Below are 16,033 nucleotides of genomic sequence, written 5' to 3'. Positions count from 1 at the left end.
AATGTCTAAAGAAAAATTTGAACGTACAAAACCGCACGTAAACGTGGGTACAATCGGCCACGTTGACCATGGTAAAACAACTTTAACAGCGGCAATCACTACCGTATTATCAAAACACTACGGTGGTGCGGCTCGCGCATTCGACCAAATCGATAACGCGCCGGAAGAAAAAGCGCGCGGTATCACCATCAACACTTCACACGTTGAATACGATACGCCGACCCGTCACTACGCACACGTAGACTGCCCGGGACACGCGGACTATGTTAAAAACATGATCACCGGTGCGGCGCAAATGGACGGCGCAATCTTAGTAGTAGCGGCGACAGACGGCCCAATGCCGCAAACTCGTGAGCACATCTTATTAGGTCGCCAAGTAGGCGTACCATACATCATCGTATTCTTAAACAAATGCGACATGGTAGATGACGAAGAGTTATTAGAATTAGTAGAAATGGAAGTTCGCGAACTTCTTTCTCAATACGATTTCCCGGGTGACGATACACCAATCATCCGCGGTTCAGCGTTAAAAGCGTTAGAAGGCGAAGCGCAATGGGAAGAAAAAATCCTTGAGTTAGCAAACGCATTGGATACATACATTCCGGAACCGGAACGTGCGATTGACCAACCGTTCTTATTACCGATTGAAGACGTATTCTCAATCTCAGGTCGTGGTACGGTAGTAACAGGTCGTGTAGAGCGCGGAATCATCCGTACGGGTGACGAAGTAGAAATCGTTGGTATCAAAGAAACGGCGAAAACAACGGTAACAGGTGTTGAAATGTTCCGTAAATTACTCGACGAAGGTCGTGCGGGTGAAAACATCGGTGCATTATTACGCGGTACTAAACGTGAAGAAATCGAACGTGGTCAAGTATTAGCGAAACCGGGTTCAATCACACCACACACAGACTTCGAATCAGAAGTTTACGTATTATCAAAAGAAGAAGGCGGTCGTCATACTCCGTTCTTCAAAGGCTACCGTCCACAATTCTACTTCCGTACAACGGACGTAACAGGTACAATCGAATTACCTGAAGGCGTGGAAATGGTAATGCCTGGCGATAACATCAAAATGACCGTAAGCTTAATCCACCCGATTGCGATGGACCAAGGTTTACGTTTTGCAATCCGTGAAGGCGGCCGTACAGTAGGTGCGGGTGTTGTTGCGAAAATCATCAAATAATTGATGTAACGGCAAATCTGAAAAGGGGCTCGAAAGAGTCCCTTTTTTTACGGCATAAATTTTATTTTTGTGAAGTCTTATTTTTTTCAGAAAATAAATGCAAAAGTGCGGTGAAAAATTTGAAATTTTCTACCGCACTTTTTTATCGGTTTTATTTCGGCACTTGAGCGGTTATTTACATACTCTTAATTCTACCGAGCTGTTATGGATTAATTCCATAATGGATTTAGGCGGTTCTTGGTCGGTAAATAAATAGTCCACATCGGTGACGGAAGCCAACTTCACAATGGCTTGACGTGAAAATTTTGAATGATCCGTAACTAATACTGTTTCGCGGGAGCTTTCCATAATAGCTCGTTTTACTTGCACTTCATGATAGTCATAATCCAACAACGAACCGTCAAGATCAATACTGCTAATGCCTAAAATACCGTAATCCAAGCGAAATTGGGAGATAAAGTTTACCGTGGCTTCTCCAATGATTCCGCCGTCTTGACGTAACGAGCCGCCGGCAACAGTGATTTTAAAGGTGTCATTTTTCATTAGAATATGAGCGGCATTGAGATTGTTGGTAACGATGCGTAAGTTTTGATGGCTTAGCAATGCATTTGCCACCGCTTCGGATGTCGTCCCAATATCAATAAACAGCGAGGAACCGTTTGGAATTAGGCGGGAAACCGCTTGAGCGATATGATTTTTTTCCAATGAGAAGAATAGCTTACGTTCGGAATAATCGCTGTTTTCCGCACTTGAGGGTGATGCCGCACCACCGTGATGGCGGCGAATGAGGTTGTTTTCCGCCAGTTCATTGAGATCGCGACGGATGGTTTGCGGGCTAACATTGAGTAGTGTAACCAATTCATCCGTGCTGATGTAGCCTTGAAGCTTAACAAGTTCAACAATTTTTTGATGGCGAATAGACTGTTTCATAATGTTCCTCTAGAAATAAAAGACAAGGCCATTGTACCCTCTATTTACTTTTTTTGCCGATTTTTTCTTGTAAAAAAGCAAGAATTAGTCCAACTATCAACCCTGTGATATGAGCGGTATTACCCATTTTAAAGCCAATCAACGGGGTTACAAAACCGAGTGCAATCCCTATGATTAAAACATTGAAGAAACCCGAAGGCAGGTTAAATCGGTTATTCGGACTAAATTTATCTGCAACAAAAACATAACCTAATACGGCATATACTACCCCGGATAAACCGAAAAAATGAGGTCCGGAGGCAAAATTCTGGGTAACGCCTGTTGCGAATGCGGCTAAAACATAGATTATGATTAATTTTGTGCTGCCAAAATAGCGTTCGATTGCGCCGCCGAAAATCCACCACCAAACAAGATTAAAAGTAATATGCATAGATGAAAGGTGAACTAAACTATGGGTGAAATAACGCCAAATTTGCTGATTTTCGCCGAATTCATAAGGAAAATGCGCAAATTGCATAATTTGTTCAGCCATGCCGCTGATTTCAAAACCATATACAATAATACAAATAAGCGTAATTAATAAAGTGACGGGGCCTGTTTTGAGCAACTGTTGCTTAATTCCTTGGCTTGAGTTTTCCGCAAGCTCTTTTAATGAATGTGAGCCGCTTGACACATCACCGGTTTCCCAACTTGCCCGTTCGTAACGTTCATCAAAAGGATTACGATGAAATTCTGCAAGATCCTGTAAAATGGCCGCGGTTTGCTCGCTATTTCCCGAAAGATATACGGCAATAACGTTTTGCCGCATATCGGTTTTTTCTTGCTGTAAAATGAGTTCAATTTGATATTTTTTACGAATGTAATCGCGAAATTGCCAGGCAAAGCTTGGAATTTCGCTTCTAAACAGTAACTGCATTTGATATATTCCTAATCTGAATTTTATTTATTGTAAGGGATAGCAACGAAATGGGGAAGAATACAATGGATAATCAACAAGATTCCATGCCGGAAGGGTTTAGCAAATTCAGCTGGGCGATTGCCGCGTTTTGTTTACCGGTTTTTCTGTGGCCTTTAGCGTTGCTGGTTTCCACTAATTTAGAAAAAAATCCGGCATTAAGCCAGCAACAAAGCATGTCTATGTCGATGTTTCTCTGGCTGTATCCTTTATTATTGGCGGTTATGGCTCGTATTTGCTATAAGTTGCATCAAGGGAGCCCTAAATCGGCAAAACGTCTGTTAATGACAAGTGCGGTAATTTTTTACGGAATTTTATTTTATGTGGCTAGGGTAGGGTTTAGCGGATAATTTATTAAAGACCTGCCGATCTAATATGCCGTTTCAATAGGTAACCCCGCTCGTTGCCAGCCTTCAAAGCCGCCAATTATGCTATATATGTTGTCGTATCCCTGCTCGACTAAAAAAGCGGCGACATTTCTACTACTGATACCATGATAGCAGCTGACAATAACGGGATCATCGAAATCACATTGTATTTGAAACTTGCCGTAGCTTTGGTCGGTTAAATGAAATGCGCCCTTTGCATGGCTATAAGTAAAGCGTTGTTCGTCGCGGATATCCACTAAGGTTGCGTTTTCTTCGATCATTAATTGCCAGGCCTGTTGAGGGGTAATTTCTTTAAACATAATAATTCCGAGTAATTTTGTAAGGTATGAGCGCTAATATAGCAACGTTTTATAAAATGGTAAATGCGCCGACAAGATTATCTCAATATTTTTTACCGTTTTTGACCGCACTTTTATTGCTTTTCCGATCAAAATGCGAAAACTATTTGGCATATATTCAACTCACAGTATAATGAACGAGGCTATTTTCTTAACTAAAAGGGCGCTTATGTTAAAAAAACTATCTTTTATTGCTATGCTGGCAATGTTATCGGCTTGTTCTTTATCTTCTTACGTACCGTTTATGGGCAATGACAAACCCGTTATTAATCTTGATAAAGACAAAATCGATCAAAAATCTTATGCGGTGGCTTATGCTTCGACGGTTCAATCCTATAATGGACGCATTACCGAAGATTACGACGTGAATTCCTTTGCCAGCGGCGCAAACGACTGGTATTTAGGGCGCATTTTAGTGCCGACGGAACAAATTCGCGCAAGATTGGGTAGCGGATTAGACAGCAAATTGCACGCCTATTACAGCGGTGTGATTTTTGCAGCGGATTTGCAGACTAACTTTAGCCGTTTAAGCGCAACTTGTTGGTCTAAAGTAGACACCCAAAGTATGACCCAAGGTATTTACGATGCGGTAATTGATTTACGCAAAGGTAAGGTTCGCGGCGAAAATGACGAATATATTACAAAAGGTAGTGAAGAATTATTAAACCTTTGTAAATAATTTATATTGAAACTGTGAGCAAGTTCAAACTTTTGACTTTTTATGTCATTGTGAGCTTGCTCATTTTTTTATTATTCGTGATAATTTATCAATTCTCTTTCTTTTAGAACATAAAAACTGAAACGTTTTTGCAAGCTGCGGCTTATGAAAATCTTCGGTATTTTATCGGGCTTCAAATAACCTAAATCAAATAAGGATACAGAATGTTTAATTTACCTGAAAACAACATTCATTTATCAGCTCAGGCTGGCAATAAAGAGCAGGCTATCGAATTAGCGGCGAAAGCGTTGGAGCAGGCCGGTTATGTAGAAAGCGGTTACTTACAAGGTATGTTGGGTCGTGAATTACAGACCTCAACATTTTTAGGCAACGGGATTGCTATTCCCCACGGTACGTTAGAAACCCGTAATATGGTAAAAAATACCGGCGTGCAAATATTCCAGTTCCCGCAAGGTATTGAGTGGGGAGATGGTAATATCGCTTATGTTGTGATTGGCATTGCCGCCCGTTCTGATGAGCATTTGGCGTTATTGCGCCAATTAACGCACGTATTAGGTGAGGAAGATACGGCGGCGAAATTAGCAACCTTACAGGATGCGAAAAAATTCCGCGCGATTTTAATGGGCGAAGATGATGAATTTGCGGTTAAAACGGAAAATATCAGCTTAGATGTAGATACTCAAAGTTTATTAACCCTTGTGGCGATTAATGCCGGTAAATTGGAGCAACAAAGTGCGGTAGAAAATTCCTTTGTTTCCGATGTAATTGCCAGCCCTGCGTTACCTTTGGGTAACGGATTATGGGTGACTGACAGCCCGCTAGGCAACCTTAAGAACGCGCTGGCTTTTAGTCGTGCAAAGAACGCTTTTTCGGTTAACGGTAAAAATGTGCAAGGGGTTGTAACCGTTTCAGCGAAAGACGATGCGGTAAATGAAACCCTTGCCCGCTTATTAAGTGAACAAGTACAACAAACTTTGCTTGCCGGTAATGCGGAGCAAATTATTGCCGCATTGAACGGCATACAGGCGGAACAAGCGGTAACTGCCGAACAAGTAACGACACAAGCGGTGCCGGCTGCCGGTACGGTAATCGGCACATTTACGCTACGCAATGAAAACGGCTTACACGCGCGTCCTTGTGCGAATCTGGTTAACTTAGTTAAAAAGTTTGATGCAAAAATCACGGTGGAAAATATTACCCGCGGTACAGCGGCAGTGAGTGCGAAAAGTTTAATGAAGGTGGTTGCCTTAGGAGTAACTCAAGGTCACCGTTTGCGTTTTGTTGCCGAAGGTGCGCAGGCACAGCAGGCGATTGAAGCCATCGCTAAAGAAATTGCGGCGGGCTTGGGTGAGCCTGTTTCCGCCGTTCCGCCGGCAGAACCGGATACTATTGAAGTCGCTAACCCGGCGACACCGGAAGTTGAGCAACCAAAATCCGACAGTATCGAAGCGGTTTTTGTGATTAATAATGAAAACGGTCTGCATGCTCGTCCTGCGGCGACTTTAGTGAATGAAGTTAAAAAATATAATGCGTCGGTGGCGGTTCGTAATTTAGATCGCGACGGTGGGTTAGTGAGCGCTAAAAGCATGATGAAAATCGTTGCATTAGGGGCGACAAAAGGTTCTCGTCTGCATTTTGTCGCCACCGGTGAAGAAGCGCAACAAGCGATTGACGGTATCGGTGCGGCAATCGCGGCAGGTTTAGGAGAATAAACAATGGCAAAAGTGGCAACAATCACATTAAACGCCGCCTATGATTTGGTCGGGCGTTTAAAACGCATTGAGTTGGGCGAAGTGAATACGGTGGAAACCCTCGGTTTATTCCCTGCCGGTAAAGGTATCAATGTGGCTAAGGTGTTAAATGACTTAGACGTTGAAGTCGCGGTCGGTGGTTTTCTCGGTGAAGATAACGTAGGCGATTTCGAGCATTTATTCCAACAACAAGGTTTGCAGGATAAATTCCAGCGGGTTGCCGGTAAAACCCGAATAAACGTAAAAATCACCGAAACGGACGCGGATGTAACGGATTTGAATTTTCTTGGTTATCAAATCAGTGAACAGGATTGGCGGAAATTTACCGCAGATTCTCTCGCTTATTGTAAAGAATTCGACATCGTTGCCGTGTGTGGCAGTTTGCCCCGCGGCGTAACGGCGGATATGTTTCAAAGCTGGTTAAGCCAATTACATCAAGCGGGTGTAAAAGTCGTACTAGATAGTAGTAATGCCGCATTAACAGCAGGTCTTAAAGCAAATCCTTGGTTAGTGAAACCGAATCACCGCGAATTAGAAGCCTGGGTCGGCCATGAGTTATCGACTTTGAAAGACATCATTGACGCCGCAAAACAATTAAAAGCACAAGGGATAGCCAATGTTATTATTTCCATGGGCGCAAACGGCTCATTATGGCTAAGTGATAACGGCGTGATTTTGGCTCAGCCGCCGAAATGTGAAAACGTAGTAAGCACAGTCGGTGCCGGCGATTCGATGGTCGCAGGTTTAATTTATGGTTTTGTAAATAATTTATCTCAACAAGAAACATTGGCGTTTGCAAGTGCGGTATCTGCCTTCGCCGTTTCACAAAGTAACGTAGGTGTCAGTGATCGCAAGTTGCTCGACCCAATCTTAGCAAATGTAAAAATCACAACGATTGAAGGATAAGCCGATGAATATTTTTCTTACGCAATCACCAAATTTAGGTCGCGCAAAAGCGTTTTTATTGCGCCAGGTTTTGGCTGCCGCAGTAAAACAACAAAATCATCAACTGGTAGAAAATGCCGAACAAGCGGATTTAGCGATTGTTTTCGGTAAAACTTTGCCGAATTTGACCGCACTTTTAGGTAAAAAAGTGTATTTGGCGGATGAAGAACAAGCGTTGAATGCGCCTGAAAATACCGTCGCGCAGGCATTAACCGAGGCTGTGGATTATGTTCAACCGGCGCAACAGGACGTGCAACCCGCAACTGCTTCCGGTATGAAAAATATCGTGGCGGTTACCGCTTGTCCGACCGGGGTGGCACACACCTTTATGTCTGCCGAGGCGATTACAACCTACTGCCAACAGCAAGGTTGGAATGTAAAAGTGGAAACCAGAGGTCAAGTCGGTGCGAACAATATTATTTCTGCGGAAGATGTGGCGGCGGCCGATTTAGTCTTTATCGCTACGGATATTAATGTGGATTTAAGCAAATTCAAAGGAAAACCGATGTATCGTACTTCAACGGGCTTAGCATTGAAGAAAACCGCACAGGAATTTGATAAAGCCTTTAAAGAAGCGACGATTTATCAGGGTGAAGAAACTACAACCGCCACAGAAACACAAACTTCAGGCGAGAAAAAAGGTGTATATAAACATCTTATGACCGGGGTTTCCCATATGTTACCGCTTGTCGTTGCCGGCGGTTTATTGATTGCTATTTCGTTTATGTTCGGTATTGAGGCGTTTAAAGACGAAAACATCGCAGGCGGCTTGCCGAAAGCATTAATGGATATCGGCGGCGGTGCGGCGTTCCACTTAATGATTGCCGTATTTGCAGGTTATGTTGCATTCTCTATTGCAGACCGTCCGGGTTTAGCCGTAGGTCTTATCGGCGGTATGCTTGCCACATCCGCCGGTGCCGGTATTTTGGGCGGTATTATCGCGGGTTTTCTTGCCGGTTATGTAGTGAAATTCCTGAATGATGCCATTCAACTGCCAGCCAGTTTAACTTCGTTAAAACCGATTTTAATTCTGCCTTTATTAGGTTCGGCGATCGTCGGCCTGGCAATGATTTATTTATTAAATCCGCCGGTTGCTGCGGCAATGAATGCGCTAACCGAATGGTTAAAAGGTTTGGGCTCGGCAAACGCGCTGGTGTTGGGTGCGATTCTTGGCGGTATGATGTGTATCGATATGGGCGGTCCGGTAAACAAAGCCGCTTATGTATTCGGTACGGGTATGATTGGTTCACAGGTTTATACGCCGATGGCTGCGGTAATGGCTGCGGGTATGGTACCGCCTTTAGGAATGGCGATTGCCACCTGGATTGCGCGCGCTAAATTTAACGCAAGCCAACGTGATGCGGGTAAAGCTTCATTCGTACTAGGTTTATGCTTTATTTCCGAAGGTGCGTTACCGTTTGTTGCCGCCGACCCTGTACGCGTGATTGTTTCAAGTGTAATTGGCGGAGCCATTGCCGGCGCAATTTCTATGAGCCTTGCCATTACGCTGCAAGCGCCTCACGGCGGTTTATTCGTGATTCCGTTTGTGTCGCAACCGTTAATGTATTTGGGCGCGATTGCCGTAGGCGCCTTAACAACCGGCGTTCTTTACGCAATTATCAAACCGAAACAAGCTGCGGAATAATTTCCTAATCAAGCATAAAGCCTTTGTTTATCTCAAAACAAAGGCTTTTTCTATAAGTATTCCGCTTTGCCCGAACTAATAGAAAAATTGGCAGACAAAAGAAGTGTTCATAGCACAGGAGGAACAATATGGATTTCAATGCAATTTTAAATCAAGTTTTAAGTGCCGCTCAGGAAACCGTTAAGAAAACGGCAAGCGGCAATAGCACAACGGATAAAGTGGCAAAAATCGGTGGCGGTGCAGCGGCTATCGGCGTGCTTTCGATGATTTTCGGGCGTACCGGCGGGGCGGGGCTTGCAAAATTAGGCTCGCTTGCCGCATTAGGCAGCCTTGCTTATCAGGCTTACCAGGATTATCAACATAAACAAAGCCAAGTTGTACCGGTTACTGAAACGGAATTTACCCAAAGCGTACAACAATCGGCAGAGCTCAGCAAAGTGATTTTGCAGGCAATGATTGCGGCGGCGGCTGCAGACGGCGCAATTTCCGACCGGGAACAACAAGCGATTTTAAGCCAGGCCGGCGATGATGCGGAAGTACAGCAGTGGATTCGGCAAGAAATGTATCAACCGGCAACAGTGCGGGAAATCGCCCAACAAGTGGGTGATAATCAGGCATTAGCATCACAGGTGTATCTGGCGGCAAGAATGGTTTGCGCCGATTTAGCACGCAAAGAAATTGTTTTCTTAGCAAATTTAGCGCAAGCGTTGGGGTTAGATGAAGCGCTTGTAGAACAGTTAGAAAAACAGGCGGGTTTCTGATTTAATCATTCCGCGATGTGCAAAAGTGCGGTCAAAAATAACGATTTTTTTTACCGCACTTTTGCATTTGCAAGACGTTTCGAAAATGCCTGTTCTAACTTCTTCTATTAAAACCCTTCTTCTAAAATTTTCTCCAATAACTCAAATACCAGCAACACCCGTTTGGGAGTAATGGTTTGATAAGGACGGTAGAGGTAAATTCCCCAAATCAAGGTTTCCTCATTAGAGAAGACTACTTGTAACTCGCCGGAATCAAGATAGGATTTACAGTCATGATACATTATCGGCGCGAAAATCCTGCCGGATAAGACCGCCGGTAACAAGCTTTTAATATCGCTGGTGATAACCGTCGGCTTAGTTAGAATTATGGGTTGTTCACCCATCATCCAGTCCCATACTTTGCCGGTCTTAGGATTTAAAATATAGCCTACCGGAAAATTGGCGGCTAAATCAAAAACGTCTTTTGGCAATCCGGTTTTAGCGATAAGACTTGGTGCTGCCACGATAGGCTCTTGTAGGTCAGTAATCTTTTTCGCCACCCAATGATCTTCGGGCGTGCGGCTGATGCGAATACCGATATCAATTTGGTCATCCACCGCTTTGAGCGTATCGAAATCCGTGCGCCAGTCAATCTGAATATCCGGATAGGGCGCAAGTGCGGTTAGCAATCGCAATAAAATTTTATCCGCATAATCGGAAGGCGGTAACGTAATCCGCACTAAGCCGGAAAGGCTCTCTTCCGCAGTTTTTACGCCGCCGAATAACCGCTCTTCCTGCTGTAAAAAAGCAATGGCATCGGCTAAAAACCGACTACCGAAATCCGTTATCCGAATAGCTCGGGTATTGCGTTTAAACAACTGTTCGCCCAACTCTCCTTCCAACTCGGAAATTACCCTTGTAATCACCTGAGGGGACACCGAAAACCGGCTTGCCGTCGATTTAAAACTCAGCGTTTCCGCCGCTACAATAAAATATTTAAGGGCGTCTAATCGGTTCATAATCTCATTCTCCGGAATAAATGATTTGGCTGTCTTCATTTTATGGAATAAATATGAAAATGCAATCTTCGGCACAGTGATAGAATAAAACTGCATATTTTGTTACATTGAATGTCGTTATACTGCAAATTCCGGCAACACAATAGGTAAAATCATGTTCAAAAAAATAATCCTGACCCTGTTTAGCGGGCTGATTCTCACAGAGGTAACTATGGCACAGACAAAATACGGTGTGGGCAGCTACAACACCGAAGAAGTGGCGGCGGAAATGGAATATATTGAGAAACATATCCGTCCGCTCAATCCGAAACCGGCAAAACGGATTTTTATTACCGGTTCTTCCGCCGGTATCGGCGAGCTGACGGCTAAAATGCTGTTGGCAAAAGGTTACGAAGTGGTGGCGCATGCCAGAGACGCCAAACGTGCCGCTGATGTGAAACGGGATTTACCCGAAATAAAGCATGTGGTTATCGGCGATTTGGCAAAACCCGATGAAGTGGACAAAATTGCCGCTCAAGTCAATGCCCTCGGACGGTTTGATGTAATTATTCACAATGCCGGCGTTTACCGCGGCGAAAACATTTTCCAGATCAATTTGCTTGCGCCTTACGTATTGACGGCAAAAATCACTCAACCGCAAACTCTGATTTATGTCAGCTCCAATATGCACAACGGCGGCGAACTCCGCTTAGACGCATTCAATGCGGGAAATGTAGGATACAGCGACAGCAAACTGCAGCTGCTGACCTTGGCGAAAAGTTTGGCGGTGCGTTGGTCGAAGGTGCGGGTCAATGCGATGCATCCGGGCTGGGTCGGGACTAAAATGAGCGGCGGCAGCGCGCCTGATCCGCTACGTCAAGCCTATGAAACCTTGGTCTGGCTTGCGGAGGGAACCGATCCCGCCGCACAAACCAGCGGCGGATATTTTTTCAATAAACAGCCGGATTCCCATTATCGTCGAGATAGTGAAGATTCCGCTCAACAAGCGGCATTCACAGTTATTTAAAATGATTGTGGAATGTTTAAAGGTGTAGGATTCCTACCCTACCACTTGCAAAAGCATATTCTCATAATCTCACTTTCCGGAATTCTGTTTTCTGATTTTATTCATTTTTGGGAATTTAAGACCGCGTTATGATATTTATATCAATCCTGTAAATTATTCGTTTCTACCTAATAGTGAATTCGGAAATTCATAATACAAACGAATAAAAAACGGGCGTATACTCAAACTGATTATCACACAAAGAGGAAACGGATTATGAACAATATTCAAGGTAAAGTCGTTATCATCACCGGTGCGTCCTCCGGTATCGGCGAAGCGACCGCTTATAAATTAGCGGAACAGGGGGCGAAAATCGTGCTGGCGGCGCGTCGTGAAGCGCAATTAAAAGCCATTGCCGACAATATTAAAGCCAAAGGCGGTGAAGCGGTATATCGGGTTACCGATGTGGTGAAACCCGAAGACAACCAAGCCTTGGTCGAATTGGCGAAATCCGCCTTCGGTAAAGTGGATGCGATTTTCTTAAATGCCGGTTTGATGCCGAGCGCACCGCTTTCCGCATTGGAAACCGATAACTGGAATCGTATGATCGACGTCAATATCAAAGGCGTGTTGAACGGGATTGCGGCAGTGTTGCCGACCTTTGAAGCGCAGAAATCAGGGCACGTATTGGCGACATCTTCCGTGGCGGGTTTGAAAGTGTATCCCGGCGGTACGGTATATTGCGGTACCAAATGGGCGGTCAAAGCGATTATGGAAGGCTTGAGAATGGAAAGCGCGCAAGCGGGCACCAATATTCGCACCGCGACCATTTATCCTGCGGCGGTACAGTCTGAATTGGTGGCGGGTATTACTGATGATGCAACCTCTCAGGGCTATCGCCAACTTTACGATACCTATGAGATTCCGGCGGAGCGCGTTGCTAACGTAGTTGCTTTTGCCTTAAGCCAACCGGATGACACCAATGTGAGTGAGTTCACCATCGGACCGACCACTCAGCCTTGGTAATGTTTCTGACCGTTTGTCGCCATACAAGCGGTCGTTTTTTATCAACATTTTGCAAATGTAGATACTCCACCTTAGGAGAGGAATATATGAACCGTAGAAATTTACTGAAAGCGGGCGCGGCTCTTGCCGCCGCAGCCGCTATGCCTTTTGGTCGTGCGCAGGCGAAAACGCCGAGCAAAAAGACTTTGGTGATTGTTTCCCATCCCTATCCCGAAAGTTCCACCTTTATCAAAGGCTTACAACAGGCAGCGGAAACCGTGGAAGGCGTGACGGTGCGTAATCTGGAAACCATTTACGGCTTTGATACCCGCGCCGTTAAAGGCGATGAGGAACGCCGCATTATGCGCGCCCACGACCGCGTGGTCTTTATCTTCCCAACCCACTGGTTCAATATCACGCCGATGATGAAAGCCTATCTGAATGAGACTTGGGGCAGCGTCGGACCGGGCTTGTGGCAGGGCAAAGAAATGTTGGTGGTTTCCACTGCCGCGGGCGGAAACGAAACCTATGGCAAAAACGGGCGAGTCGGCGTAGAGCTGGCGGATGTGTTCCTACCAATGAAAGCCAGCGCCCTGCATTGCGGTATGACCTATTTACCGCCGTTGGTGTTTCAAGGCGTCAGAAGCAGTGAATTAGCGAATTATCAACAGCAGTTGATTGAACGGCTTACGCAGTGATAGATGGTGGGCTAAATCTCACCCCAATCCCTAAATTAAACCGCAGGAGTAATTTATGAAAATCTTGCTAAAACTAACCGCACTTTTGTTAAGCCTCGGAGTGGCGTTGAATGTCGCCGCCGATGGAGGCAAAAATCATCCGTCCTATCCTCTGCTAGCATCGGAATTTCGTGATTTGAGTTTGCTGGAAAGCGTGCGCTTCACTCCAGAACAATTGCAGGACAAAGCCAAGCTTGCCGAATTAAACGCGGCGTTTTTACAGGCGGCTGAGCAATCAGCGGTGCAACCGAATGAGAAAATTACCGCACCGGCGCAAGAGGCGCAACCGGCGGTAGATCTCTACATTTACCGTCCGGCAACAGCAAAAAATGAAAAATTGCCGGTGATCTATTTTATGCACGGCGGCGGTTACTTATTCGGCAATGCCCGCCAAAACAATGCAGCGTTGGCGGAGCTGGCGGATCTCAATAAGGCGGTGGTGGTCAGTGTGGAATACCGCTTGGCAAGCCAAACGCCTTACCCTGCCGATATTGATGACGCTTATCACGGCTTGGCCTATCTGTTTAAGAACGGGCAAAAACTCAATGCCGACACCAATAAAGTGGTGATTATGGGCGAGAGTGCCGGCGGCGGGCTGGCGGCTCGTTTAGCACTGAAAGTGCGCGATAAAGGCGAGTTCAAACTGGCGGGACAGGTCTTAATTTATCCGATGCTGGATTATCGCACCGGCACCCCTCAAAGCCTGTACAACACACCTTATACCGGCGGCTATGTGTGGACGGCGGAATTTAACCGTATCGGCTGGGAGACTTTGCGCGGCGGGCAAACTATTGCGCAAGCGGAAATGCCTTACTATTCGGCGGCAACCGCCACGGATCTCGCCGGTTTACCGCCTACCTATATGATGGTAGGTAGCTTGGATCTATTTGCCAATGAAGATATGGATTATGCCAACCGCCTGGTACAAGCGGGCGTGCCGACGGATTTACAGCTGGTTTCCGGTGTTTATCACGCCTTTGAAATATTCAACCCGAATGCGTCGCAAACGCTGGCTTACAAGCTGGCGCGCACCAATGCGATCCAACAAATGTTGGCAAAATAGTAATAATTCCTCTGTTTAGAGAAGGAGAAAAAAATGTGGGATAGCAATACATTAAAGCAAATCTGTCAAGCGGACGATCTGAAAATCGCCCCATTTCATCCGGATATGACCAGCACCGGCACCCCGACCTGGATTTGGGAAGTGGCGGTGGACGGGCGTTTATTCGTGCGCGCCTATTACGGCACCAATTCCCGCTGGTATCAATCCGCCCTTGCGCAAAAAGCCGGCAAAATTCACGCCATAGGTCAGGTGTTAGAGGTGAAATTCGAACCGATTAAAGATGAAGCGTTGAACCAAAAAATCGACGACGCTTACCGCACCAAATATAGCTCAAGCCGATATATGAGCCATATGATAAGCGCCGGCAGCCGTGCGGCGACGGTGGAGGTTATTCCGCGCTAACGATACAAAGGGTGAAAGCGATGAAAAAACTGAGCAAAATTCTTTTTATAGCAAGCGCGCTTTCTCTGCCAACGACAATGTTTGCCGCTGACACGCAATCCGCCGCACAAACCACTCAAGGAGTAAAGCAAATGACACTTTCAGCACGCCAACTTAGTCTGGCACAAATCGGTGCCTTTACCGCAACCGGCGATATAGACAGTTTGAAAACCGCAGTCAATCAGGCGTTGGATAGCGGTTTAAGCGTAAACGAAATTAAAGACGCTATGGTGCAACTTTATGCTTATACCGGCTTTCCGCGCAGCTTAAATGCCTTAAACGCCTTAGCTGAAACGGTAAAAGAACGTGAAGCAAAAGGCTTAAAAAGCGAACAGGGCAAAACCGCCACCCCATTGCCGGCAAACACCGATATTCTGGCACTCGGCAGCCAAACCCAAACCGAACTCACTGGACAAAAAGTGGATATTTCGGCACTATCACCGGAAATTGACCGCTATTTAAAAACCCATTTATTCGGCGATATTTTTGCCAGCGATCTGCTTAACTGGCAAGAGCGCGAAATCGTGACAGTCGGCGCATTAAGCCATTTGCAAGGTGTGGAAAGCCAGCTTAACGCACATATCGGTATCAGCAAGAAAAACGGCGTAAACGACGAACAAATCGCAGCCATCAAAGCCATTCAACCGTCTGGCTTGCCACAACTCAGCCAATTCCCCATCGGCGAACCGAATGATGCCTACGCGCAATATTTCACCGGCAAAAGCTATCTTTATCCGGTTTCTACCGAACAGGTAAAAATGTTCAACGTAACCTTTGAGCCAAGTTGCCGCAACGACTGGCATATCCATCACGCCACCAAAGGCGGCGGACAAATGCTAATCGTCACCGCAGGACGCGGCTATTATCAGGAATGGGGCAAACCGGCACAAGAACTCAAACCGGGCGATGTGGTACATATCCCCGCCAATGTCAAACACTGGCACGGCGCAGCCAAAGACTCCTGGTTCCAACATCTAGCCGTAGAAATTGAAGGGGAAAACACCAGTAATGAATGGGCGGAACGGGTGTCCGACGAGGAATATGCGAAGTTGAAATAGATGAAATAGAAAAGTGCGGTCGGGTTTAGCAAAGTTTTTCCAGAATTCGACCGCTTGGTTTTTCTTAAACGATCTAGGGTACGTATACCCTAGGTTAGCATTTTGTCATTCCCTTAGAGTGGAGTTCTATCCGAATTGTAAGGGAAACTCTAAGGAATTTCAGATGG

Annotated in this window: 17 protein-coding genes; 13 read left to right on the top strand and 4 right to left on the bottom strand. The window is 45.6% G+C overall.

The annotated features are described in order from the left end of the window. Window position 1: 1 nt before the first annotated feature. On the top strand, window positions 2-1,186 hold the full coding sequence (gene tuf / locus A4G13_RS07955; protein WP_011199348.1) for an elongation factor Tu: 1,185 nt from the start codon (window positions 2-4) through the stop codon (window positions 1,184-1,186). Between the two features lie 171 nt (window positions 1,187-1,357). Here the strand turns inward: tuf and A4G13_RS07950 are convergent, their stop codons facing one another. Beyond that, a complete protein-coding gene (locus A4G13_RS07950; RefSeq protein WP_090656699.1) occupies window positions 1,358-2,116 on the bottom strand; it encodes a DeoR/GlpR family transcriptional regulator in 759 nt (252 codons plus the stop codon). A 40-nt stretch (window positions 2,117-2,156) separates the two neighbouring features. Further along, entirely contained in the window at window positions 2,157-3,032 is an 876-nt protein-coding gene (locus A4G13_RS07945) for a rhomboid family intramembrane serine protease (RefSeq protein WP_090656696.1), read from the bottom strand. Between the two features lie 65 nt (window positions 3,033-3,097). Between A4G13_RS07945 and A4G13_RS07940 the strand changes: the two genes are divergently transcribed. After that, the gene (locus A4G13_RS07940) at window positions 3,098-3,421 is read left to right on the top strand and encodes a DUF5389 family protein (protein WP_050738265.1); all 324 of its coding nucleotides are present in this window, start codon (window positions 3,098-3,100) and stop codon (window positions 3,419-3,421) included. Between the two features lie 20 nt (window positions 3,422-3,441). Here the strand turns inward: A4G13_RS07940 and glpE are convergent, their stop codons facing one another. Further along, window positions 3,442-3,762 (bottom strand): thiosulfate sulfurtransferase GlpE, encoded by a 321-nt coding sequence (glpE, locus tag A4G13_RS07935; protein WP_165898052.1) that lies wholly within the window; start codon window positions 3,760-3,762, stop codon window positions 3,442-3,444. Window positions 3,763-3,967: 205 nt separating this feature from the next. On the opposite strand from glpE, the gene A4G13_RS07930 reads away from it, so the two are divergent. From A4G13_RS07930 to A4G13_RS07910, 5 genes are all read left to right on the top strand, one after another. Next, a complete protein-coding gene (locus tag A4G13_RS07930) occupies window positions 3,968-4,477 on the top strand; it encodes a hypothetical protein (protein WP_041640275.1) in 510 nt (169 codons plus the stop codon). Window positions 4,478-4,680: 203 nt separating this feature from the next. Next, window positions 4,681-6,189 (top strand): fused PTS fructose transporter subunit IIA/HPr protein, encoded by a 1,509-nt coding sequence (gene fruB, locus A4G13_RS07925; RefSeq protein WP_090656691.1) that lies wholly within the window; start codon window positions 4,681-4,683, stop codon window positions 6,187-6,189. Between the two features lie 3 nt (window positions 6,190-6,192). Next, the gene (fruK, locus tag A4G13_RS07920; RefSeq protein ID WP_090656689.1) at window positions 6,193-7,134 is read left to right on the top strand and encodes a 1-phosphofructokinase; all 942 of its coding nucleotides are present in this window, start codon (window positions 6,193-6,195) and stop codon (window positions 7,132-7,134) included. Window positions 7,135-7,138: 4 nt separating this feature from the next. After that, window positions 7,139-8,818, top strand: coding sequence for a fructose-specific PTS transporter subunit EIIC (locus A4G13_RS07915; protein ID WP_090656686.1), 1,680 nt, complete (start codon window positions 7,139-7,141; stop codon window positions 8,816-8,818). Between the two features lie 128 nt (window positions 8,819-8,946). Next, the gene (locus tag A4G13_RS07910; RefSeq protein WP_090656681.1) at window positions 8,947-9,579 is read left to right on the top strand and encodes a tellurite resistance TerB family protein; all 633 of its coding nucleotides are present in this window, start codon (window positions 8,947-8,949) and stop codon (window positions 9,577-9,579) included. Window positions 9,580-9,686: 107 nt separating this feature from the next. Here the strand turns inward: A4G13_RS07910 and A4G13_RS07905 are convergent, their stop codons facing one another. Continuing rightward, window positions 9,687-10,577 carry a LysR family transcriptional regulator gene (locus A4G13_RS07905; protein ID WP_041640273.1) on the bottom strand — a complete coding sequence of 297 codons (891 nt, stop codon included), beginning with the start codon at window positions 10,575-10,577 and terminating at the stop codon, window positions 9,687-9,689. A gap of 211 nt (window positions 10,578-10,788) precedes the next feature. Here A4G13_RS07905 and A4G13_RS07900 point away from each other — a divergent pair, with 211 nt between their 5' ends. The 6 genes from A4G13_RS07900 to A4G13_RS07875 all read left to right on the top strand — a co-directional run bounded on the left by A4G13_RS07900 (window position 10,789) and on the right by A4G13_RS07875 (window position 15,866). Next, window positions 10,789-11,583, top strand: coding sequence for an SDR family NAD(P)-dependent oxidoreductase (locus A4G13_RS07900; protein ID WP_165898030.1), 795 nt, complete (start codon window positions 10,789-10,791; stop codon window positions 11,581-11,583). A gap of 255 nt (window positions 11,584-11,838) precedes the next feature. Next, window positions 11,839-12,588, top strand: a complete 750-nt coding sequence (locus tag A4G13_RS07895) for an SDR family oxidoreductase (protein WP_090656674.1) — start codon at window positions 11,839-11,841, stop codon at window positions 12,586-12,588. 86 nt (window positions 12,589-12,674) lie between these two features. After that, on the top strand, window positions 12,675-13,265 hold the full coding sequence (locus A4G13_RS07890; protein ID WP_165898029.1) for an NAD(P)H-dependent oxidoreductase: 591 nt from the start codon (window positions 12,675-12,677) through the stop codon (window positions 13,263-13,265). A 55-nt stretch (window positions 13,266-13,320) separates the two neighbouring features. After that, window positions 13,321-14,367, top strand: coding sequence for an alpha/beta hydrolase (locus tag A4G13_RS07885; protein ID WP_090656668.1), 1,047 nt, complete (start codon window positions 13,321-13,323; stop codon window positions 14,365-14,367). A 33-nt stretch (window positions 14,368-14,400) separates the two neighbouring features. After that, a complete protein-coding gene (locus tag A4G13_RS07880; protein ID WP_090656665.1) occupies window positions 14,401-14,769 on the top strand; it encodes a DUF2255 family protein in 369 nt (122 codons plus the stop codon). Between the two features lie 20 nt (window positions 14,770-14,789). Next, window positions 14,790-15,866 carry a carboxymuconolactone decarboxylase family protein gene (locus A4G13_RS07875; protein ID WP_243739730.1) on the top strand — a complete coding sequence of 359 codons (1,077 nt, stop codon included), beginning with the start codon at window positions 14,790-14,792 and terminating at the stop codon, window positions 15,864-15,866. Window positions 15,867-16,033: the final 167 nt, after the last annotated feature.

The sequence above is a fragment of the Basfia succiniciproducens genome, assembly GCF_011455875.1.
Taxonomy (GTDB): Bacteria; Pseudomonadota; Gammaproteobacteria; order Enterobacterales; family Pasteurellaceae; genus Basfia; species Basfia succiniciproducens.
This window is presented reverse-complemented; position numbering and strand designations above follow the sequence as displayed.